The sequence below is a fragment of the Gulosibacter molinativorax genome (assembly GCF_003010915.2).
In the GTDB taxonomy this organism is placed as follows: Bacteria; Actinomycetota; Actinomycetes; order Actinomycetales; family Microbacteriaceae; genus Gulosibacter; species Gulosibacter molinativorax.
Map to the genome: position 1 here is coordinate 695324 of NZ_CP028426.1, position 22455 is coordinate 717778.

Annotated in this window: 21 protein-coding genes; 18 read left to right on the forward strand and 3 right to left on the reverse strand. The window is 65.9% G+C overall.

Annotated elements, in window-relative coordinates; all coding sequences use genetic code 11:
* The first annotated feature begins 92 nt into the window (after positions 1–92).
* From GMOLON4_RS03365 to GMOLON4_RS03430, 14 genes are all read left to right on the forward strand, one after another.
* Positions 93–857 (forward strand): ABC transporter ATP-binding protein, encoded by a 765-nt coding sequence (locus GMOLON4_RS03365; RefSeq protein ID WP_051266643.1) that lies wholly within the window; start codon positions 93–95, stop codon positions 855–857.
* On the forward strand, positions 854–3313 hold the full coding sequence (locus tag GMOLON4_RS03370; protein ID WP_026936601.1) for an ABC transporter permease: 2460 nt from the start codon (positions 854–856) through the stop codon (positions 3311–3313). Before GMOLON4_RS03365 ends, GMOLON4_RS03370 begins: the two co-directional genes overlap by 4 nt.
* 115 nt (positions 3314–3428) lie before the next feature.
* The gene (locus GMOLON4_RS03375; protein ID WP_146137431.1) at positions 3429–3845 is read left to right on the forward strand and encodes a hypothetical protein; all 417 of its coding nucleotides are present in this window, start codon (positions 3429–3431) and stop codon (positions 3843–3845) included.
* 221 nt (positions 3846–4066) lie between these two features.
* Positions 4067–5986, forward strand: a complete 1920-nt coding sequence (thrS, locus tag GMOLON4_RS03380; RefSeq protein WP_051266680.1) for a threonine--tRNA ligase — start codon at positions 4067–4069, stop codon at positions 5984–5986.
* Entirely contained in the window at positions 5986–6621 is a 636-nt protein-coding gene (locus tag GMOLON4_RS03385; protein WP_407648513.1) for an HIT family protein, read from the forward strand. Before thrS ends, GMOLON4_RS03385 begins: the two co-directional genes overlap by 1 nt.
* Before the next feature lie 74 nt (positions 6622–6695).
* Complete coding sequence (locus tag GMOLON4_RS03390) at positions 6696–7964, forward strand: M18 family aminopeptidase (protein ID WP_026936604.1); 1269 nt, start codon at positions 6696–6698, stop codon at positions 7962–7964.
* 61 nt (positions 7965–8025) lie between these two features.
* Positions 8026–8781 (forward strand): YebC/PmpR family DNA-binding transcriptional regulator, encoded by a 756-nt coding sequence (locus tag GMOLON4_RS03395; protein WP_026936605.1) that lies wholly within the window; start codon positions 8026–8028, stop codon positions 8779–8781.
* An 8-nt stretch (positions 8782–8789) separates the two neighbouring features.
* Entirely contained in the window at positions 8790–9416 is a 627-nt protein-coding gene (gene ruvC, locus GMOLON4_RS03400) for a crossover junction endodeoxyribonuclease RuvC (RefSeq protein ID WP_026936606.1), read from the forward strand.
* Between the two features lie 4 nt (positions 9417–9420).
* Positions 9421–10044: a Holliday junction branch migration protein RuvA gene (gene ruvA, locus GMOLON4_RS03405; protein ID WP_026936607.1), complete on the forward strand. Its 624-nt coding sequence runs from the start codon at positions 9421–9423 to the stop codon at positions 10042–10044.
* Positions 10041–11045, forward strand: a complete 1005-nt coding sequence (gene ruvB / locus GMOLON4_RS03410; protein ID WP_026936608.1) for a Holliday junction branch migration DNA helicase RuvB — start codon at positions 10041–10043, stop codon at positions 11043–11045. The genes ruvA and ruvB overlap by 4 nt, the downstream gene beginning before the upstream one ends.
* Positions 11046–11095: 50 nt before the next feature.
* Positions 11096–11527: a preprotein translocase subunit YajC gene (gene yajC / locus GMOLON4_RS03415; protein ID WP_051266646.1), complete on the forward strand. Its 432-nt coding sequence runs from the start codon at positions 11096–11098 to the stop codon at positions 11525–11527.
* A gap of 107 nt (positions 11528–11634) precedes the next feature.
* Positions 11635–13329: a protein translocase subunit SecD gene (gene secD / locus GMOLON4_RS03420; protein ID WP_245575415.1), complete on the forward strand. Its 1695-nt coding sequence runs from the start codon at positions 11635–11637 to the stop codon at positions 13327–13329.
* Complete coding sequence (gene secF, locus GMOLON4_RS03425; RefSeq protein WP_026936610.1) at positions 13326–14339, forward strand: protein translocase subunit SecF; 1014 nt, start codon at positions 13326–13328, stop codon at positions 14337–14339. The genes secD and secF overlap by 4 nt, the downstream gene beginning before the upstream one ends.
* Positions 14340–14422: 83 nt before the next feature.
* A complete protein-coding gene (locus GMOLON4_RS03430) occupies positions 14423–16672 on the forward strand; it encodes a RelA/SpoT family protein (protein ID WP_026936611.1) in 2250 nt (749 codons plus the stop codon).
* Here the strand turns inward: GMOLON4_RS03430 and GMOLON4_RS03435 are convergent.
* The 3 genes from GMOLON4_RS03435 to GMOLON4_RS03445 form a co-directional block, all read right to left on the reverse strand.
* Entirely contained in the window at positions 16669–17142 is a 474-nt protein-coding gene (locus GMOLON4_RS03435; protein WP_146137432.1) for a hypothetical protein, read from the reverse strand. The genes GMOLON4_RS03430 and GMOLON4_RS03435 overlap by 4 nt on opposite strands.
* Positions 17143–17247: 105 nt before the next feature.
* Entirely contained in the window at positions 17248–18480 is a 1233-nt protein-coding gene (locus tag GMOLON4_RS03440) for a DUF349 domain-containing protein (protein WP_026936613.1), read from the reverse strand.
* Between the two features lie 119 nt (positions 18481–18599).
* Complete coding sequence (locus tag GMOLON4_RS03445) at positions 18600–19388, reverse strand: peptidylprolyl isomerase (protein WP_026936614.1); 789 nt, start codon at positions 19386–19388, stop codon at positions 18600–18602.
* A gap of 78 nt (positions 19389–19466) precedes the next feature.
* Between GMOLON4_RS03445 and GMOLON4_RS03450 the strand changes: the two genes are divergently transcribed.
* From GMOLON4_RS03450 to GMOLON4_RS03465, 4 genes are all read left to right on the forward strand, one after another.
* The gene (locus GMOLON4_RS03450) at positions 19467–20786 is read left to right on the forward strand and encodes a replication-associated recombination protein A (protein ID WP_026936615.1); all 1320 of its coding nucleotides are present in this window, start codon (positions 19467–19469) and stop codon (positions 20784–20786) included.
* Between the two features lie 269 nt (positions 20787–21055).
* Positions 21056–21685, forward strand: a complete 630-nt coding sequence (gene rpsD / locus GMOLON4_RS03455; protein ID WP_026936616.1) for a 30S ribosomal protein S4 — start codon at positions 21056–21058, stop codon at positions 21683–21685.
* Positions 21686–21794: 109 nt separating this feature from the next.
* Entirely contained in the window at positions 21795–22163 is a 369-nt protein-coding gene (locus tag GMOLON4_RS03460) for a DUF948 domain-containing protein (RefSeq protein ID WP_026936617.1), read from the forward strand.
* Between the two features lie 38 nt (positions 22164–22201).
* Positions 22202–22408, forward strand: a complete 207-nt coding sequence (locus tag GMOLON4_RS03465; RefSeq protein ID WP_026936618.1) for a hypothetical protein — start codon at positions 22202–22204, stop codon at positions 22406–22408.
* Positions 22409–22455: the final 47 nt, after the last annotated feature.

The window sequence follows — 22455 nt, forward strand, 5'->3', positions numbered from 1 at the left end:
TTGCCCCGCTCGCACCATGTGCCAGCTCCCGTAATCGCCATAAGTTCAACAGCGTCGGGCTCACACGGAGCCCCGAGGACGGGAGCGAAGAAATGACACAGCATCAGGCACAAGCGGTCAGGACACCGGGGCAGAGCGTCGCGGTCGAATGCCGAGGCCTCACCCGCGTCTACGGCCAGGGCGACTCGCTCGTCTACGCGGTCAACGGACTCGACGCCACTTTCCGCACCGGAGAATTTACCGCGATCATGGGGCCATCCGGCTCGGGAAAATCCACGCTGATGCACCTGCTCGCGGGGCTCGACAACCCCACCTCGGGGGAAATCACGATCGAGGGTCGCTCGATCATCGGGATGCGCGACCGCGAGCTCACGACGCTCCGTCGCGATCGTCTCGGCTTCATCTTTCAGTCCTTCAACCTGGTGCCGACGTTGACGGCGCGCGAGAACATCTCGCTGCCGATCCGCCTCGCCGGCGGGCAGCCGGATAACGGCGAGATCGACATGCTCGCGTCGCGGCTCGGCATCCTCGAGCGCCTCGGGCACCGTCCCCACCAGCTCTCGGGCGGGCAGCAGCAGCGCGTCGCGGTCGCGAGGGCCCTCATTACGCGGCCCGCGGTGATCTTCGCCGACGAACCGACCGGCGCGCTCGATCTGCGCACCGGCCGCGAGCTCCTCGAGAGCCTGCAGTCAGCCGCGCGCCAGCGCCAGCAGACGGTCATCATGGTGACCCACGACCCGGCCGCGGCCGCCTTTGCGGACCGGGTGCTCATCCTGGTGGATGGCCGGATCGCCCACGAGCTCCATGACGTGAACTACGAGGCGATCGTCTCGACCATGGCGGGGGTCGGAGCATGAGCGCGACGCTAGAACTCGCGGATAAGCAGATCCGCCGCAGCCCGCGCCGCGTGCTCGCGATCGTGCTCGCAGCACTCCTCAGCGCGATGGCGATCACCGCAACGGGGACATTCATCACCTCGCTGAACGAGTCGCTGCAGAACCAGCTCGCCGCGCCCACATCCCGCGCGGATGTCGTGGTCACTTCGCCGACCGAGGCTGCGCTCGCGGAAGTCGCCGCGCATCCGGATGCCGTGGCACAGGAAATCTTGCACGCCGGCTTCGGCGCCGCGCAGGTCGATCGCCGCGAGGTGTGGTTCGACATTCAGCAGGTGCCCGCGACGGAGTCGTTGCGGTGGATGACGCTCACGTCAGGCGAGTGGCCCGGGGCCGGGGAGATCGTCCTCACCCAGAAGGGACTCGACGCGCTCAAGGTCGGCGTGGGCGACACAGTGACGATCTCGGTGTACTCGGACGCGCAGACGCAATCGGAATTCACGGTCGCCGGCATGATCGAGCTTGCTCCGGGCGCTGATGGTTCGTCGCCGATCGTGTACGCCTCGGCGGCGGATGCGGCGACGCTCGGTAGCCCGACGGAGCTCATCGTGCAGACCGCGGAGGGCGCCGACACCGCGGCGCTCGTAGCCGACCTGAATGCATCCTTCGGTGATGCCGATGGCGCGCCCGAGGCCTATACCGCCCAGCAGTATCTTGCGCTGCTAGTCGACGGCTTGGCCGGCGGCACGGATCTCCTCGCGACGCTGTTCATGATCTTCGTCGTGATTGCGCTGCTCGCCGCATCGATGGTCATTCGCAACACCTTCCAGGTCCTCCTCGCGCAGCGCCTTCGCGAGAACGGCCTGTTGCGCTTGATCGGTGCCTCCGGCAGGCAAGTGCAACGGACCGTGCTCGCCGAGGCTCTCCTGCTCGGCGCGATCGGCGCGATCGCCGGGCTCGTGGTCGGGGTCGCGCTCGGCTGGGGCATCGCGGTGCTGGCAGGGTTCTCGACCGGCAGCGTGCCGTTGGCTTGGGGATGGCTAATCGCGGCACTGCTCGTGACCGTCGCGCTGACCGTATTCTCGGCTTGGGCACCGGCCCGCTCGGCAAGCACTCTGTCGCCGATGGCCGCGCTCAGCGCATCCGCCACGACCGACGAGACCACCTCGAGCCGGCGCACGTGGCAGTGGGTCGTAGGCCTTATCCTCACCGCGGCTGGAATCGCCGGCGCGATCGTCAGCGCGGTTCAGGCCTGGTTCCCGCTCCTCATCCCGGCCGGCATCGTACTCGCGATCGGGCTCATCATCGTGGTGCCGCTCCTCGTGCGCGCGATCATGCCGCTGATCGCGCGAGTGATCGCGGGGGCCGGGAGCGTGTCGAAACTCGCGGGGGAGAACCTCTCGCGCATGTCGCGCCGGACCGGGACGGTCGTGCTCGCGATCGCGCTCGGCGGCAGCCTCATCATCGGGATGCTGACGGCCCTGCAGTCCGCATCCGCGTCGCTGCAGAAGACACTCACGGAGGACTTCCCGATCGACCTCGTCGTCGCGACGAACGACGGTGGGGCGATCTCGAGCGACGTGATTTCGACGCTCACCGATTCTGACGCCACGTCGAACGTGGCCGAGGTCACGGAGGCGCCGCTCGAATCGCTCAGCGACACGTTGGGGATCACGTCCGTGGCCGCTGTCCCGGAGGCGTGGAACGGGGGAGTCCTGGATGCGGTGTCGAATAGCGAGCTCATCGTCCCCACCTGGCTGGCCGAGCAGAACGACACCCTCGAGGGCTCAACCGTGGAGGTTGTAGACGCCGGAGGCGACACGCTCACGCTGACGGTCCGCGCATCCCCGCTTGCGGATGCGATCCAGAACGATTCCGGATTCGAGGTTGCCGCAATCGCGAGCGAGGGCACGGTTGATCGCCTCAGCGGGGCGCAGGCCGGGACACAGGCCTGGGTCATCGCGGCCGACGGCAAGTCCACCGAGCTCATGGATGAGGTCACGGAGCTGCAAGACAGCTACGCCACGCTCGACGCCTACGGCTCACTGCCGATGGTGCAGATCTACGAACAGATCTTCGCGATGGTCGCTGGCTTCGTCGTCGGGATGCTCGGGCTCACCGTGGTGATCTCGGGGATCGGCCTCGCGAGTGTCATGGCGCTCGCGGTCGCCGAGCGGGGGCGCGAGATCGCGCTGCTTCGTGCGCTCGGCCTGACGCGGGGCAACACTCGACGGATGGTGCTGATCGAATCGGTCACGCTCGCGGGCATCGGCGCGGCGTTTTCGCTAGTGATCGGCATTCCGCTCGGCATCGCCGCGGCGGTGAGCGCGCTGGGATGGAGTTCCACCGTGATCGCGCTGCCGTGGACGGGCATTGCACTGGCCATTGCCATCGCGCTCGCGCTCGGGGTGATCGCGGGGCTCGGGCCGGCGCAGCGCGCCGTGCGGATCGCCCCGGCGCAGGGCCTCGCCGCCGAGTAGCCGCATACCGCGTGGCCATTGCCGCTAGCGCTTGCCCTGGCCAGTACTTCGGCAGGGGTGAGCGCTAGCGGCAATGCGCGCCGTGAGTCTTCCCGCGGACCGGTATCGTCGTGGTGTGACTACACGACGACTTCCCAAATCGGCGACCGGGCTCCTCGCAACCTTCGGCCTCGCATCCCTCGCGCTCGCGGGATGCGCCGGAGGTGGCGGAGACGCGACGCCGAGCGTTACGGGTGAGCCCACCTCCTACGAGAGCGTCGAGGAGTTGCGCGACGCGTATGTCGCGGCGGGCGGCGAGTGCCCGAACTGGGAAGAGCTCGATCCCGGCGACTACGACGCGGTCGCGGGGCGCTGCAGCGACCAGGTCGTGATCTCGGTCTACAACGACCCCTCGCAGATCGAGGGCGTCGTGCAGAGCGCGCTCGACCTCGCGATTCCCGCGCACCTCCTCGTCGGCGAAAACTGGATCATCAACACGCCGAACCCCGAGGACTTCGTGGATGCGCTCGGCGGGGGCGTCGTCACCGGTTAGCCGGGCCTAGAATAGAGGTCTGTCTCGCGGCACACGTCGCGAGACGGCGATGTATCCCGACATCGCATCCAAGCAATTCACTCCAAAGCAATCAACAAGGAGCCGATGTGAGCCAGTTCGACGTCAAGCAAGAAGCCGCACCGCTGCGAGTGGAAGCGACGACGACGACAGACGGCTTCACGCTGTTCCAGGATGCGCCCAAGACTCCCGCGGTCGTGGCCATGCGCGTAGACGGCCAGCTGCTCGACCTCTTCCGCGAGGTCGAGGCAGGGCAGGTCGCCGAAGCCGTGACGATCGAGAGCGAAGACGGGATGAACATCCTGCGTCACTCGGCCGCGCATGTGACCGCGCAGGCCGTGCAGAAGCTTTTCCCCGGCACGAAGCTCGGCATCGGCCCGTTCATCAAGGACGGTTTCTACTACGACTTCGACGTCGACAACCCCTTCACGCCTGAGGACCTCAAGGCGATCGAGAAGGAAATGAAGAACATCGTCAAGCAGGGCCAGCGCTTCGCGCGTCGCTCGGTGAGCGATGAGGCCGCACGCGAGGAACTCGCGAACGAGCCGTACAAGCTCGAGTTGGTATCGCTCAAGGGCGGCGCGGGCTCGGCCGACAACGAGAACGTCGAGGTGGGCGAGGGCGAGCTCACGATCTACGACAACGTGGACGCGAAGTCGGGGGAGACTTGCTGGTCGGACCTCTGCCGCGGGCCGCACCTGCCCTCGACCCGACTGCTCGGCAACGGCTGGTCGCTGCTGCGCAGCTCCGGCGCATACTGGCGCGGCAGCGAGAAGAACCCGATGCTGCAGCGCATCTACGGTACCGCCTGGGCCACGAAGGATGAGCTGGTCGCGTACAAGACCCGCCTCGAGGAGGCCGCGAAGCGCGACCACCGCAAGCTCGGCGTCGAGCTCGACCTCTTCTCGTTCCCCGACGAGATCGGTTCGGGCCTCGCGGTATTCCACCCGAAGGGCGGCATCATCCGCCACGAGATCGAGACCTTCATGCGTGAGCAGCTGCTTGCCCACGACTATGAGCTCGTGAACACCCCGCACATCACGAAGAGCACGCTCTTCGAGACGAGCCAGCACCTCAACTGGTACAAGGACGGCATGTTCCCGGCGATGCATCTCGACGAGGTCACCGACGACGAGGGCAATGTCACGAAGCCGGGCCAGGACTACTACCTGAAGCCCATGAACTGCCCGTTCCACAACCTGATCTTCCGCTCGCGCGCCCGCAGCTACCGCGAGCTGCCGCTGCGCCTTGCCGAGTTCGGCACGGTGTACCGCTACGAGAAGAGCGGCACGCTCTCGGGCCTCACCCGCGTGCGCGGCCTGACGCAGGATGACGCGCACATCTACGTGACCGAAGACCAGGTCAAGGACGAGATCAAGCGTCAGCTCGAGTTCGTGTTTGAGACCCTTCGTGCCTATGGCCTGAACGACTTCTATCTCGAGCTGTCGACGCAGGATCCCGAAAAGTCGGTCGGTACGGATGCGCAGTGGCGCGTCGCCGAGGACACCCTCCGTGAGGTCGGCGAGGAATCGGGCCTCGAGCTCGTGGATGACCCGGCCGGCGCCGCCTTCTATGGCCCGAAGATCTCGGTGCAGGCCCGCGACGCGATCGGCCGCACGTGGCAGCTCTCGACGGTGCAGCTCGACTTCAACCAGCCGCAGCTGTTCGAGCTCGAATACGCTGCGGCCGACGGTACGCGCAAGCAGCCGCTGATGATTCACCGCGCACTACTCGGCTCGATCGAGCGCTTCTTCGCGATCCTCCTCGAGCACTACGCCGGCGCGTTCCCCGTATGGCTCTCACCGGAACAGGTTGTGGGCATCCCCGTCGCGGACGAGTACGCCGAGTACCTGGGCGGGGTCATCCAACAGCTCAAGGGCAAGGGCGTGCGCGCCAAGCTCGACGACTCGGACGACCGCATGCCGAAGAAGATCCGCACCCACACGAAGTCGAAGGTGCCGTTCCAGCTCATTGCGGGTGAGGAAGACCGCTCCAACAACGCGGTCTCGTTCCGCTTCCGCGACGGCTCGCAGCGAAACGGCGTCCCAGTAGCGGAGGCGATCGAGCTCATTACGGGCGCGATCGAGGAGCGCAAGAACGTCAACGCGGCCGAGGACCTGTAGTGCCGGGTTACCTCGGTTTCCCGGAGGGCGAGCTCGACGGCGTGGAGTTCGCGCCCGCGGAGGAATTCGCAGGCGTGCCGGACGAGGTGCAGCGCACATGGGTGCCGCACCGGATGACGTACATCCACGACGGCGAGGAACGCCAGAAGCCCGGCTCGAGCTGCGCGTTCTGCGAGGTACCGAAGAAGTCCGACGAGGATGGCCTCATCATCCACCGCGGTGAGCACGCATACGTTGTGATGAATCTCTACCCCTACAACTCCGGCCACCTGCTCGTGTGCCCTTACCGTCACGTCGCGCAGTACGACGAGCTCACCAATGAGGAGCTGTTCGAGATCGGCAAGCTCACGCAGCGCGCGATGGGCGTCCTGCGGCGCGCGACGAGCGCCGCAGGCTTCAACATCGGGATGAACCAGGGCTCCGTCGCGGGCGCCGGCATCGCGGAGCACTTCCACGAGCACATCGTGCCGCGCTGGTTCGGCGACTCCAACTTCATGCCGATCATCGCCAAGACGAAGCCGATGCCGCAGCTGCTCGGCGACCTCCGCAAGCTCATCGCGGACAGCTGGGATGAGGGCAGCTGGGATGCGGGCAGCGAGCCAGCAGGCAGCGAGCCAGCGCCCGCGTCGGAATAACCCCGCACCGAGCCGCGACGGAAGCAACGTAAAGCGGAAGCAGCAGACAGCAGAAGCAGCAAGAGGAGTCACCCATGGTCTCGTCCGAAACGACATTCCAGCAGCTTGCCGCGCTGGTCTCCGCATCGCCGACGTCGTATCACGCGGCGCGCGAGGTCGCGTACCAGCTCACCGAGGCCGGCTTCACCGAGCTTGATGAGGCGCAGCCCTGGCCGCACGGCCCCGGCTCCTACGTCGTCGTGCGTGACGGTGCGGTCATCGCGTGGCGCATCCCGGAGGACGTGGATGCGCTGACGCCATTCGGCGTCGTCGCTGGCCACACCGACTCGCCAGGGTTCCGGATCAAGCCTGTCCCCGAGACGAAGCGCTCGGGCTGGCAGAGCCTGAACGCCGAGGTCTACGGCGGACCGCTGCTCAACTCCTGGCTCGACCGCGACCTGCGGGTCGGGGCCCGGCTCATCCTGACCGACGGCAGCGAGGCGCTCGCCGTCACGGGTGCCGTCGCGCGCATCCCGCAGCTCGCCGTGCACCTCGACCGCAAGGTGAATGCCGAGGGGCTCAAGCTCGACGCTCAGCAGCACACGCATGCGGTGCTGGGGCTCGAGGATGCGCCGGGCATCCTCGAGCTTCTGGCGCAAGATGCGGGGGTCGGGGCCGAGGAGGTACGCGCGTTCGACGCGTTCTTTACCGACTCGCAGAAGCCCTCGCGGCTCGGCTCGAATGGCGAGCTCATCGCATCCGGCCGACTCGATAATCTCGTGAGCATTCACGCGGGACTGCGCGCGCTCATCGCCGCGGAGCCGCTCGGCATCATTCCGGTGCTTGCGGGCTTCGACCACGAAGAGGTCGGCTCGAGCACGCGCACCGGTGCTGGCGGCCCGTTCCTCGAGGACGTGCTTGCGCGCATCCGCGAATCACTCGGCGCGAGCGTGAGCGAGGAGCGACGGGCCGCGAGCCAGAGCTGGGTGATCTCGAGCGACGTCGGCCACGCCGTGCATCCTAACTACCCCGAGCGCCACGACGAAGACGTCAGGCCGATCGCGGGCCTCGGGCCAATCATCAAGATCAATGCCGACCAGCGGTATGTGACCGACGGGGCGGGCGAGGCACTCTGGCGGCAGCTCTCCGAGGATGCGGGCGTGCCCGCGCAGGCCTTTGTGTCGAAGAACACGATGCCGTGCGGCTCGACGGTCGGGCCAATAATGGCGACCAGGCTCGGCATGCGAACGGTCGACGTGGGCATCCCGATCCTCTCGATGCATTCGGCGCGCGAGCTCGCCGTGATCAGCGACGTCAGCGCGCTGCAGCAAGTCCTGACGGAGTTCTTCAGTCATGCGCACTAATATGGGACGCCGCGGAATTTTCGCGAATCACTAGTTCGACACGAAAGGGTGCGGGGTTTATATGTCCGGACACTCCAAATGGGCGACTACAAAGCACAAGAAGGCCGTCATCGACGCCAAGCGTGCAAAGTCGTTTGCCAAGCTCATCAAGGTCATCGAGGTGGCCGCACGCGCTGGAGGCCCTGACCCAGAAGGAAACCCGGCCCTCGCGGATGCGATCCAGAAGGCGAAGAAGACTTCCGTCCCGAACGACAACATCGACCGCGCCGTCAAGCGCGGCGCAGGCATCGGCAGCGAAGCCGTCAGCTACGACCAGATCATGTACGAGGCGTACGCCCCGGGCGGCGTCGCGATGCTGATCGAGTGTCTGACCGACAACAAGAACCGTGCCGCGGCGGAGACCCGCCTCGCGGTGACCCGTTCGGGCGGCAACATGGCCGACCCGGGCTCGGTGTCGTTTAACTTCGAGCGCAAGGGCGTCATCGCGGTGCCCAAGGCCAACACGACCGAAGACGACATCCTGCTCGCTGGACTCGACGCGGGCCTTGAAGAGGTCGTCGAGCACGACGAGGTCTTCGAGCTTCGCACCGAGGCGAGCGACATGGTTGCCGTGCGCTCGGCGCTTCAGGAATCGGACATCGACTACGACTCGGCCGACGCCGAATTCGTCGCAAACGTGCTCGTTCCGGTCGACCTCGAGACGGCCAAGAAGGTGCTCTCGATGATCGACAACCTCGAGGACCTCGACGACGTGCAGGAGATCTACACGAACATGGAGATCCCCGCCGACGTTCAGGCAAAGCTCGACGAGGACTAGTCACCTCCTTGTCTGCAGCCGCGTCTCGCCGAATCATCGGCATCGATCCCGGCCTCACGCGATGTGGGGTCGGGATCATTGACGTCGCGCCCGGCCGCAAGCTGCGGTTCGTGCACGTGTCGGTGATTCAGACCCACGCTGACCAAGAGCTCGACCAACGCCTGCGCATCATCGGCGACGGCATCGAGGAGCGGCTCGGCGAGTACGAACCCGACTCGATGTCGCTCGAGCGCGTGTTCGCCGAGCAGCGAAACCTCAACACCGTGATGGGGGTCGCCCAGATCTCCGGCATCGCGCTGCGCGAGGCCGCTATCCGGGGCATCTCGACGCAGATGCACACCCCCTCCGAGGTCAAGGCCGCCGTGACCGGGTACGGTCGCGCCGATAAATCCCAGGTGGGGGAGATGGTGCGTCGTCTCCTCGGCCTCAAGCAGGCGCCGAAGCCCGCCGACGCCGCGGATGCGCTTGCCCTTGCGATCTGCGCGGCCTGGCACAATACGGTGCCGACGGTGCGCTCCTCTGAGCGGATGCACGGCTCGGCCCGCGCCGAGAACGTCGCGGCCCCGACGAAGGCGCAAGAAGCATGGCTCGCCGCCGAGCGTGCCGCACGCACGGGCCGTGGCCGCCTAGGCTAGCCGAGTGATTGCCTCGCTTACCGGAACCCTGACGCACCTCGGCGCGAATTACGCCGTTCTCGATGTCGGGGGCGTTGGCTACCAGGTTCAGGTCACGCCAACCCACTCGCTCGAACTCCGGATGGGAACCGAGACGACGATCATCACCGCGCTGATCGTGCGCGAGGATGCGCTGACGCTGTTCGGATTCCGGTCGTTCGACGAGCGACAGATCTTTGAGCAGCTCACGACAGTGAGTGGCGTCGGGCCGAAATCGGCCCTCGCCGTCATCACCCACCTGTCGCCGAACGAGCTCGCGCGCGCCGTCGAGACCGAGGATGTGAACGCGTTCAAGCCGGTCTCGGGCGTTGGCCCAAAGACGGCCAAACTGATCATCCTGCAACTCAAGGGCAAGCTCCTCGTGCACAGTGAACCGGCCACGGCGCCGGGGGAGCCGGCGGCTCTGCCCGCATCCGTCGTGAAGTCTGCCGACCAAGTCATCGACGCGCTGGTCGAACTCGGCACCAAGCAGCCCCAGGCGCAGGCCGCCGTCGAGGCCGCGGCAGCCGAGCTCGGCGAGGATGCGGATGTCCCTTCGCTGCTTCGCGCCGCGCTTCGTGAGCTTGGTCGGGGCGGGGTGCGCCGATGAGCGATCAGCCGCGCCTGCCCGAGCTCGCCGAGAGCGAGTCGGAGCTCGAGTTCGAGTCGACCCTCCGGCCGAGCCGCCTCGGCGATTTCATCGGCCAGGAGAAGGTGCGCAACCAGCTTGACCTACTGCTGCGCGCCGCCGAGATGCAGCACCGCACGCCCGACCACATCCTGCTCGCAGGCCCTCCCGGTCTCGGTAAGACGACGCTTGCGATGATCGTCGCCGAGGAGACCGGGCAGGCGCTGCGCCTCACCTCCGGACCGGCGCTGCAGAATGCCGCCGATCTCGCCGCGGTGCTGTCGAGCATCGTGCCGGGGGAGGTGCTCTTCATCGACGAGATCCACCGCATGGCCCGCACCGCCGAGGAAATGCTGTACCTCGCGATGGAAGACTTCCGCATCGACATTATGGTCGGCAAGGGCGCGGGAGCGCAGTCCGTGCCGCTCGAGCTGTCGCCCTTCACCGTCGTCGGCGCGACGACCCGTTCGGGCCTCCTGCCCGCGCCGCTGCGTGACCGCTTCGGCTTTACCGCGCACCTCGAGTTCTATCAGGATGAGGAACTCGAGCGGGTACTCGAGCGCACCGCCGCGCTCCTCGACCTGGAATCGGAGCCTGGCGCGCTCGGCGAGATCGCGAGCCGTTCGCGCGGCACGCCCCGTATTGCCAACCGACTGCTGCGCCGAGTGCGCGACTACGCGCTCGTGCACGGCACCTCGATCAGCCACGAGGCAGTGGCCGCGGCGCTCAAGCTCTACGACGTTGATGAGCGAGGCCTTGACCGCCTCGACCGCGCCGTACTCGACACCCTCATCCGCCGTTTCCGCGGCGGACCCGTCGGCGTCCGCACACTCGCGGTAACTGTCGGGGAGGAACCCGATACTGTAGAGGCTGTTGTGGAACCATTCCTCGTGCGGATCGGCATGATGGCACGGACTCAGCAGGGCCGCATCGCCACTCCGGAGGCGTACGAGCACCTGGGCATTCCACTTCCTCCTCTATAATCATGCCTTTGTCACCGTTCGGTGGCTGCTAACCAAGCTTTGGAGCACTTTTGGATCTCACTCTCCTCCTTCCCCTCGCCCTGCTCGTGCTCATGATGGTCTTCATGTGGCGCAGCAACAAGAAGCGCACTGCCCAGCAGCAGGAACTCCGCGCGAAGATTCAGCCTGGGGCGGAGGTCATGACGCAGTCCGGTATCTTCGGCACGCTGCTTTCGGTCGACGAGGCGAGCAATGTCGCAACCCTCGAGACCTCGCCCGGCGTGGAAATTCGCGTGCACAGCCAGACGATCGCGCACGTCGTCGAGCCCAAGATCGAGGTCCCGGACGACGCATCCGAGCTGACCGGCGACACCGAGCTGACCGGCACCGAGCCGTCCATCGACGAGACTGACGTCCGAGACACTGACGTCCGCGAGAACGACGCAAACGACGCAAACGACAACGACGGCGACACCTCGAACGACGAGCGTCCCAAGGCCTAGTTTCCCTCCGCGGGTACAACAGGGCCCCTCGGGGCGAAAGGCAGTACAAACTCTTGGCGAAATCATCTCGCGTCTCTCAGGCCGTTCGATCGGCCCGTAACACCCTGGTGTGGTTGGTCGTAGTCCTGGCCGCACTCGTCGGGCTGAACTGGGTGGCGGTTGCCTTCCAGGGCGGTGTCTGGACACCCAAGCTCGCGCTTGACCTCGAGGGCGGCACGCAGGTTGTCCTGCAGGCACAGCTCCCCGAAGGCGCTTCGCCGAGCGGCGAGCAGATGAGCCAGGCCGTCGAGATCATCCGCCAGCGTGTGGATGCATCCGGCGTCTCCGAGGCCGAGGTCACCACCCAGGGCGGCCAGAACGTCGTCGTGTCGGTGCCCGGAGAGATTGATGCGGAGACTCGCGCGCGCATCGAGTCGAGCGCGATGCTCGAGTTCCGTCCCGTGCTCTTCGCAGAAGCATCCAACGTCATCCAGGAAGTCACCCCCGAAATGATGGGGATGGAGCCCGGCGCGACGTTCAGCCCGGACCCCGCCGGGGAGCCGGCGGACGCATCCGACCCGGTGCAGGTCTCGGAGCAGACCATGGCCGACTTCTACGCCTTCAACTGCGCTGACCTTTCCGCCCGCACCGAGCCGGCACCCAAGGACCAGCCGATGATCACTTGTGACTCGACCGGCACGGAAAAGTTCGTGCTCGGCCCCGTCGAGATCACCGGCAGCAACATCAAGGACGCATCCAACGGCCTCGTGACGACTCAGCAGGGCGCGACGACCGGGCAGTGGGCTGTAAACCTCGAGTTCGACGCGACGGGCACCGAGCAGTTCCGTGCCGTGACCGAGCGTCTCTACGCGATCGGCGCGACGCCTGACGCGAACACGGGAATGCCCGACACCAACCGCTCGCGCTTCGCCGTGACGATGGATGACGTGGTGATCGTGGCGCCGACCGCAAACGCGGTCATTACCGACGGCAAGGCGCAGATTACGAACTCCTCGGGCTCCTTTACCGAGGAATCCACGAAGTCGCTTGCGGACCAGCTCAAGTTCGGTGCGCTGCCGTTCAGCTTTGAGACGCAGTCGGCGCAGACGATCTCCGCGACCCTGGGTACGTGGCAGCTGCAGGCCGGTCTGATCGCGGGTGCCATCGGTATGGCCCTCGTGCTGATCTACTCGCTGCTGCAGTACCGCACGCTCGGCCTCGTGACGATGGCATCGCTGACACTGCTCGGCGGCATCACCTACCTCGTCGTGACGTTCCTGTCGAACCAGGAGGGCTACCGACTTTCGCTCGCGGGCGTCGCCGGTCTGATCGTCGCGATCGGTATTACGGCAGACTCGTTCATCGTCTACTTCGAACGAATCAAGGATGAGCTGCGCGAGGGCAAGACGCTCGTGACCGCGGTCGAGCACGGCTGGACTCGTGCCATCCGAACGATCCTGGCCTCCGACACGGTGAACCTCCTCGTCGCGATTGTGCTTGCGATGGTGGCCGTCGGAAACGTGCGCGGCTTCGCGGTGACGCTCGGTATCACCACCCTGATTGACCTCTTTGTGGTCGTCATGTTTACGCATCCGTTGATGCGCCTGCTCGCGACGACCAAGTTCTTTGGCGGCGGCCACCCCGCTTCCGGCCTCAACCCCGAGGCGCTCGGCGCCGTCTACCGCGGCCGCGGCGAGTTCCGCACGTCGGCCACCGCGAAGAAGGCCAAGTCGGGCGCATCGAGCGAGGCGCAGCGGCGCCAGACGATTGCCGAGCGAAAGGCGGCCGATCTCGCGGCTGCAGGAAAGAGTGACGAGTCGTGAAAAAGTTCGGCCAGCTAGGCAACGACCTCTACACCGGCGAGCGTTCGTTCGGGTTCGTCAAGAACCGGAAAATTTGGTTCGGGATTGCGGCGCTATTGATTGTCGCGTCCGTGCTTGTGCCGGTCCTTCGTGGAGGGTTCAACTTCGGCATCGAGTTCACGGGTGGCTCGGAGTTCCAAATTTCGAACCCCGCCTCGACCGAGCAGCCTATCGCCACGGAAGCGGTCGCGGCGTATTCCGACGCGGCCCCGCGCGTGCAGCAGCTTGGTGACGGATCGATCCGCGTCCAGACCGATGCCCTGTCCGACGCGGACAACACTGCGCTGCGCGCCGACCTCGCCGAGGCGTACGGTACATCCGTTGAGGAAGTCACCGTCTCGACCATCGGCCCGTCGTGGGGTGCGGACATCACGCGCCAGATGCTGATCGGTCTCGGCGTGTTCCTCGTGCTCGCGTCTGCGTTCATGGCGTTCTATTTCCGCACCTGGAAGATGGCACTGGCAGCCATCCTGACGCTCTTCCATGACCTCATCCTCACCGCAGGCATCTACGCGCTCACGGGGGTTGAGGTGACCCCCGCGGCGGTGATCGGCTTCCTCACGATCCTCGGCTATTCGCTCTACGACACGGTCGTGGTCTTCGATAAGATCCGCGAGAACACCGCGGACTACTCGGAGAAGTCGAGCCGCACGTTCGGCGAGCAAGTGAACCTCGCGATCAACCAGACCCTGGTCCGTTCGATCAATACCTCCGTCGTGGCGCTGCTGCCGGTCGCGGCGATTCTCTTCATCGGCGCGTTCGTGATGGGCGCGGGCACGCTCCGCGATATTTCGCTCGCACTGTTCATCGGCATCATCGTCGGTGCGCTGTCGACCGTCTTCATCGCCGGACCGCTCTACGCTCAGCTGCGGACGACTGAGCCTGGCATCAAGGACATCGACCGCGAGATTCTCGAGGCCCGGGAGAAGGCGGCGGAGCGCGATTCTGCTGCCACCGCTGCCGCGGTATAGACTCCTTTTTCTAGGCAGTTCTTGATCGCCTAGTTGGATCTTCCGGGAGCTGTACTCCCGCTGGGCGAGGGGGTGGCGCGGTAATGAGCGATCAGAGTTCAATCTCCATGCGCCGCCTCGTGCCGCGGATCTTCACGAAGTCTCCCGCGAGCCCCGAAATCTCGCCGCTCATCCGGACGATTCGCCGGCAGGATCCGAAGGCCGACACGGCGCTCGTCGAGCGCGCGTATGCGACCGCGAAGAAGTGGCACGAGGGCCAGTACCGCAAGTCGGGTGAGGAGTACATCACCCACCCGGTCGCCGTCGCCACGATTCTCGCCGAGCTTGGCATCGGCCCGATCACGATCGCTGCGGCACTACTGCACGACACGGTCGAGGACACGGACTACTCCCTCGACGACCTTCGCGCCGAGTTCGGCGACGAGATCGCGATGCTCGTCGACGGTGTCACCAAGCTCGACAAGGTCACGTACGGGGATGCGGCGCAGGCCGAGACCGTGCGCAAGATGATCGTCGCGATGTCGAAGGACATCCGCGTGCTCGTCATCAAGCTCGCCGACCGCTTACATAACGCGCGCACGTGGGGCTTCATGCCAGCGGCGAAGGCGAAGAAGAAGGCCCGCGAAACCCTCGAAATCTACGCTCCGCTCGCGCACCGCATGGGTATCCAGGCGATGAAGAACGAACTCGAAGAGCTCTCGTTCGCCGTGCTGCAGCCGAAGATCTACTCCGAGATCGAACACCTCGTGAGCGAGCGCCAGCCGCAGCGCGAGCGGTATCTCAACCGAGTCATGGGGGAGATCCGCGGCGACCTGCGAGACATGCGCGTGCGGGGCGAGGTCGTTGGCCGACCAAAAGAGCTCTACTCGATCTACCAGAAAATGGTCGTGCGTGGACGCGAGTTCGATGAGATCTACGACCTCATCGCGATCCGGGTAATCGTCGACACGGTCCGCGACTGTTACGCGGTGCTCGGTGCAATCCACGCACGCTGGACGCCGATGCCCGGGCGGTTCAAGGACTACATCGCGACCCCGAAGTTCAACCTCTACCAGTCGCTCCACACGACAGTGATCGGGCCCGACGGTAAGGCCGTCGAGATTCAGATTCGTACCTACGAGATGCACCAGCGCGCCGAGTACGGCGTTGCGGCGCACTGGATGTACAAGCAGAACGTCAACTCGGGCCGACAGGAGCTCGCGAATGACGGCAAGAACGAGATGGCGTGGCTCAAGCGCATCAACGACTGGCAGCAGGAGACGAGCGACTCCGATGAGTTCCTCGACTCCCTTCGCTTCGAGATTGGCGCGAAGGAGGTCTACGTCTTCACGCCGCAGGGCAAGGTGATCGGCCTCCCGCAGTCGGCGACGCCGGTCGACTTCGCCTACGCGATTCACACGGACGTCGGCCACCGCACGATGGGTGCGAAGGTCAACGGCCGCCTTGTCTCGCTCGACACGAAGCTGAACACGGGCGACACCGTCGAGATCTTCACCTCGAAGAACCCGGACGCGGGTCCGAAACAGGACTGGCTCTCGTTCGTGTCCTCGCCGCGTGCCCGCAACAAGATCCGCCAGTGGTTCACGAAGGAGCGCCGCGACGAGGCGATCGAGATCGGCAAGGACCAGATTGCCAAGGCGATGCGCAAGCAGCAGTGGCGCTACTCGGCCGATCAGGTCCAAGAGGCATTCGCCACGGTCGCCTCGCGACTTCGCTACGTTGATGTCTCCGGGCTCTTCGCCGCGGTGGGCGACGGCAACGTCTCACTCCAGTCGGTCATGGAGAAGCTCAGCGGCGAACTGAGCGTCGACAGCGATAGCGTCGAGGAAATCTCCGAGCCACAGCACATTACCGGCACGGAGGTGACGCAGGATGCGGTCAGCGACTCGGGCGTGCTGGTGCGAGGTGCCCCGGACATCCTGGTCAAGATTGCCAAGTGCTGCACCCCGGTGCCGGGCGACGAGATTGTCGGCTTCATTACTCGCGGCCAGGGCGTGTCGGTTCACCGCAGCGATTGCCGGAACGTGACCGAGCTTGAGCGGCAGCCCGAGCGCATGATTGACGTCGAGTGGGCGGAGCGGTCGAAGGCGCTGTTCCTCGTGAACATCCAGGTCGAGGCCCTTGACCGCGCGGGGCTGTTGAGCGACATTACCCGCGTGCTGTCCGAGTACCACGTGAACATCCTTTCGGCGTCGGTGCACACGTCGAAGGCGCGCGTCGCGATCTCGAAGTTCTCATTTCAGATGGGCGACACGGTGCACCTCGACCGACTCCTCGCCGCGGTGCGCCACATCGACGGCATCTACGACGTCTACCGCGTCCACAACACCTAACTCGCCGCGCTGCCCGGCCGCACCGCGTCAACGAGCGGGTCGAGCATCCGGGCCTCGGTCTCGAAGCCTTCTCGGCGCAGGTCGAGCGCGGTGCGGCGCGGCGTCGTGAGCACGAGGCCGCCGAGGCGCATGACATCGGATGCCTTGAGTCGGCGAAAGCGGCAGCGCACGGCCTCGTCGACCCGCAGGGGAGTGCCGCTACGGCGCGAGAGCTCGACGTGCGGTGGTACCGGGCCCCCGACGTGCACCCAGCGCGCTGAGCGTCCGGTGATGGTGCGTCCCGGACGCATGAGCGTCTCGAGGCTCGCGGCCCGAGTCTCGAGGCTCGGGAACTCGCCGACCGGGAGATAAAACTCGAACCCTGGGATGCCGTGGCGGGTGAGTTCTCCCGCGAGGTGCATCGCCTGCAGCTCGCCGACGGCGAAGTTTCGGTTTAGCTCTTCGGGCCGAAGCGCGGTCACTGTAGTCATGCGCGCATCCTGCCGGATGAGTTCGAGAAGGGTGAGGAAACGCGGCTGGGGTTGGGGATAACCGCGTTATCCCCAACCCCAGCCGCTCCTCTTGCGCCGAACCGGCTAGCCGCCGATCACCTTCAGCCACGAGCGGCGCGCGTCGAGCGCCTCCTGGGCTTCCTTGATCTTCTTCTCGTTGCCGCCTGCCTTGGCTGCCTCGAGCTCGTCCTCAAGCTTCGAGATCGCATCCTCGAGCTGCGAAGCCATGCCGTTCTGGCGGGCCTGCTTCTCCGGGTCCGACTTCTGCCAGTGCTCGTCGTCGAGCTGACGCACGTGCTGCTCGACCTTGCGGAGGCGATCCTCGATCTGACGGAAGTTGTCGCGCGGCACCTTGCCGATCTCGTCCCAACGCTCCTGGATGCTGCGCAGCTTCTCGCGGGCCTCTTGGCGGTCGGTCACCTTGAGTAGCGGCTCCGCCTCGTCGAGCAGCGCCTGCTTGGCGACGAGGTTCTCGCTGAACTCCTCGTTGTCCTTCGCGTCGATCTCGGCCTTGGCCTGGAAGAGCACGTCGCCCGCGGCCTTGAACTTGTCCCACAGCGCGTCGTCGTGCTTGCGGCCAGCGCGGCCTACCGACTTCCACTCGTCGAGGAGCTCGCGGTATTCCGGCACGCCGTCGGCACCCTTAGGGGCGAGAGCCTCGGCACGCTCGATGATGCGCTGCTTGGCGTCGCGGGCCTCCTTGTGCTTCGAGTCGAGGTCGGCAAAGAACTTGCGACGCTCGGTGTCGAGGTGGGTGCGTGCCGTGCGGAATCGCTTCCACAGGGCGTTCGCGTCGTTCTTCGGGAGGCGCGGGCCATCCTTCTGGTGCTGCTGCCACTGGGCGAACAACTCATCGACCTGCGCCGAGGTCTTCTTCCACTGGATGGATGCGGGGTTCTGCGCAGCGAGCTTCTCCGCCTCGACGACGATGGCTTCACGGTGCGCGAGCGCCTCGGTGAGGGCGGCCTGCTGGGCCTCCTTCTGCTGGCCGCTCAGTTCCTCGACCTCGGTGTCGAGCGCATCGAGCCGGGTGCGCAGCGCGGCGAGGTCGCCGACGGCGTTCGCGCCATCGAGCTGCTCGCGAAGGTGGCGAACCGACTTCGCGACGTCGGCGGCGTTGGCGCCGGCACGGGCGCGCTGCTCGAGCAGCGTGACCTGGCCCGCGAGGTCATCGAATTTGCGGACGAAGTAGGCGAGTGCCTCTTCGGGGGAGCCGTCGGGGTACTGGCCGACGGAGCGCTCCGTGTCGCCCTCGGTGACGTATACGGTGCCGTCCTCGTCGACACGACCAAAGGGATGTACGGGGAGACCAGACATGGATGTTCCTCAGTGCTCATCAGAGCGGTATCGCTCATCATGGGTGAAGCGCGGGCGGACCCGCGCTGGCAGACGTATCCCACATGCTATTGCATCGGATCGACGCGCCGAGTCAGGAACTACTGCAGCGTGATGTCCGTGATCTGCACGGGCACCATCGGAGTGCCGTCCATGGTCGAGCCCGAGGTGGTCGGGTCCACCCCCGCGTCGATGACGGCAGTCTTCAGTTCGTCGAGGCCGCTCGTGACCTGTCCGAACACGGTGTAGCCGGGTGCGGGCAGCTGGGTGTCCTCGTACACGATGAAGAACTGCGAGCCCTGCGAATCCTCGGCCTGAGCGCGCGCCATTGCGATCGTGCCGGCGGGATAGACGCCGTCCGCAGGAACGTTCTCGAGGGGACCAAACTGGTATCCGGGGCCGCCGGTACCGGTGCCGGTGGGGTCGCCGCACTGCAGCACGAAGATGCCCTCGGTGGTGAGGCGGTGGCAGCCGACGTTGTCGTAGAACCCGGTTTGCGAGAGGTCGATAAAGTTGGCCGCGGCCTGCGGCGCGTTCTCGCCGTCGATCGTGATGCCGAGCGGGATGTCGTTGAGGGTCATCGTGCCGGTCCACTCGCGGTCCTCGGCGATGGCTGGGGCAGGCGGTGTGCCGGTCGGTTCGGCCTGCGCGGGGTCCGTCGGTACCGCCTCGGTCGGGGTCGTGGTCGGATCTGCGACGGAGGTGCTGCCGCCCGTGAAGCTAAACCCGAGCTGGGCGCCGACAGCGAGAACGGCCACCGCCACGAGCGCGATGATGCCGATGCGGTTGTCCCGACGGCGACGATCCTTCTGCACGTCGTTCACCACCATGTGAGCCTCATACTGGCGTGCGCGACGACGCTCTTCTCGGGTCTTGGCGGAGTCGGCCACGGTGTTCCTCTCGGCGTTCAAACACGCCGCCGGTTGCTCCGGGGCGATCAACCAGGGCAGTTTACTAACATTCATCTGATGACTGATCAGGCGACACTGGGTGGGGGCGGCACGGCACCGCTTGCCGCGCGGATGCGACCGCGAAACCTCGACGAGGTCGTCGGGCAGCAGCACCTGCTTCGCCCCGGCTCCCCGCTGCGGCGGCTTGCGGATGCCGAGGCGAAGAACACGGCCGGCATCTCGGTGATTCTGTGGGGCCCGCCGGGCTCAGGCAAGACGACGATCGCGCAGGCCCTCGCCGGCTCCGGGAAGCGGCGCTTCGTGCAGCTTTCCGCCATCTCGGCCGGCGTGAAGGACGTCCGCAAGGTTATGGACGACGCGCTGCGAGAGCGCGACTTCTACGACGAACAGACGGTGCTGTTTCTCGACGAGATCCACCGCTTTACCAAGGCTCAGCAGGATGCGCTGCTCCCAGGCGTCGAACAGGGCTGGGTCACGCTCGTGGCCGCGACGACCGAGAACCCCTCGTTCTCGGTCATCTCGCCGCTGCTGAGTCGCTCGCTGCTGCTGACGCTTCGCCCCCTCGAGGATGCGGATGTCGGGGAGCTGGTCGATCGCGCGATCGAGGCGCCCCAGGGTCTCGGCGGCGCCGTGACGATCGAGCCGGAGGCACGCTCCGCGATCATCCGCCTCGCGAGCGGGGACGCGCGCCGCGCACTGACGACCCTCGAAGCATCCGCCTCGGGTGCCCAGGCCGACGGACACACCGCGGTAACCCCGGAGGACGTCGAGGGCGCGAGTGACCAGGCCCTGCTGCGCTACGACCAGAACGGGGACGAGCACTACGACGTCATTTCCGCGTTCATCAAGTCGATTCGAGGTTCGGACCCGGACGCGGCCGTCCACTATCTCGCGCGAATGATCGTCGCGGGCGAGGATCCGCGATTCATCGCCCGCAGGCTCATCGTCCACGCCGCCGAAGACATCGGCATGGCGGATCCCCAGGCGCTGCTCGTCGCGGAGGCCGCGGCGAGCGCCGTGCAGCTGATCGGCATGCCCGAGGGCCGCATCCCGCTCGCCGAGGCGACCATCTATCTCGCGACCGCACCGAAATCGAACTCGACGATCGTCGCGATCGATTCGGCGATCACCGAGGTCAAGGCCGGAGGGATCGGCCGCGTGCCGCCGCCGCTGCGCGACGCACACTATGCGGGCGCCGCCAAGCTCGGGCACGGCAAGGGGTACCGTTATCCCCACGATGACCCGAGCGGTGTCGTCGAGCAACAGTATCTGCCCGACCCGCTCGTGGGGCGGGAATACTACTCGCCAACCGAGCACGGCTGGGAGCGCGAGATCTCAAGCCGGCTCGAGAAGCTGCGGCGCATCACGCGCCAGTAGTGCTGGGTGGCAGCGGGACAACAGTGCTGCGCGAGCTCGGTCCCATAGTTCCGCGTGACATCGGGCATTGCGCCGTGCTAGGCTTTCTTGGTCCTGCATTCAGTGGTGTGCGGCTGCACCCCGGACGCAGAAGATGCAAGTTCTTTAGCCGGACGCATCGGACGAACACTCGCGTTTGACGCCCTGAATCCAAGACAGGGGCGGAGAGCACAACACATCTGCGCGCTCACGCGCGCCAATTGCGATTATTACTGAAAGGATGTCTTCTCTTGTCTAAGAAGACCCGTACCCGCTCGAAGGTGCGCCTGTCGCGCGCCCTCGGCGTTGCCCTGACTCCGAAGGCCGCCCGCGCCCTCGAAAAGCGTCCCTACGCACCCGGCCAGCACGGCCGTACCCGTCGTCGCACCGAGAGCGACTACGCCGTTCGTCTGCGCGAGAAGCAGCGTCTTCGCGCCCAGTACGGCCTGCGTGAGAAGCAGCTGCGCATCGCGTTCGAAGAGGCTCGCAAGACCCCGGGTCTGACCGGTGAGAACCTCGTCGAGCTCCTGGAGATGCGTCTCGACTCGCTCGTGCTGCGTGCCGGGTTCGCCCGCACCACTGCACAGGCTCGTCAGCTCGTCGTGCACCGTCACATCCTCGTCAACGGCAAGATCGTTGACCGCCCGTCGTTCCGCGTGAAGCCGGGTCAGCTCATCCACGTGAAGCCGCGCTCGGAAGAGCTCGAGATCTTCCAGGTTGCCGCCGCCGGTGGCCACGCCGAGGTTCTCCCCGCAGTTCCGGGCTACCTCGAGGTTGAGCTCGACAAGCTCCAGGCGAAGCTCGACCGTCGCCCGAAGCGTGAAGAAGTACCCATCCAGTGTGAGGTACAGCTCGTGGTCGAGTACTACGCAGCACGCTAGTCTGCCACGCAGTATTTCTGTGTGACGCTAGCATTGGGGGCGGGTTGCCAGCAGGCGATCCGCCCCTCATGCGTTAATCCGCAAGTTCCCCGTAATCCAGGAGTGTTTCATGTCAGGTGGTGACATCGCCGGTCTCATCGCGGCAGGTGTGTTCCTCGTTCTCGTCGCGCTGCTCGCGGTGCCCATCATCAAGCTCGGTGGCGTGTTTGATGAGTTGCGTCGCGGCATTCGCGAATCGGTAGACGAAATCACGCCGACGCTTGCGGAGACGCAGGTCACCCTGCAGGAGACGAACAAACAGCTCGCGAAGGTCGACTCGATCACGACGAACGTGCACGAGGTGACTGACAACGTCAACTCGCTCGTCGCCCTGACGGCCTCGACCGTGGGCGGCCCGCTGATCAAGCTCGCTGGCTTCTCGGCGGCCGCGGTGGCCGGGTTCAAAGCGCTTCGCCCGGAGCGCGGCAAGCGCCGCTAGCTGTTCGTCCCTCTCATACTTCTCGATCAAGGATTTCCATGCGCAATTTTCTTCGTTCGGCCGCCCTCGTCGGCGGTGGCATCGTCGCGGGCTTCACACTCGCGCACTTCGTGAACTCCACCGAAAAGGGTCGCGAGTTCTTCGGCCAGGTCAACGCTCGCATCGACGACGTGAAGGAAGCGGTCCAGCAGGGCTACCGCGCCCGCACCGAGGCCATCTACGCGGCCATCGAAAAGAACCAGTAGCGACTCGCGCCGCTGCCCGAGCGGCGGACAACAGAGTCCCCACCCCA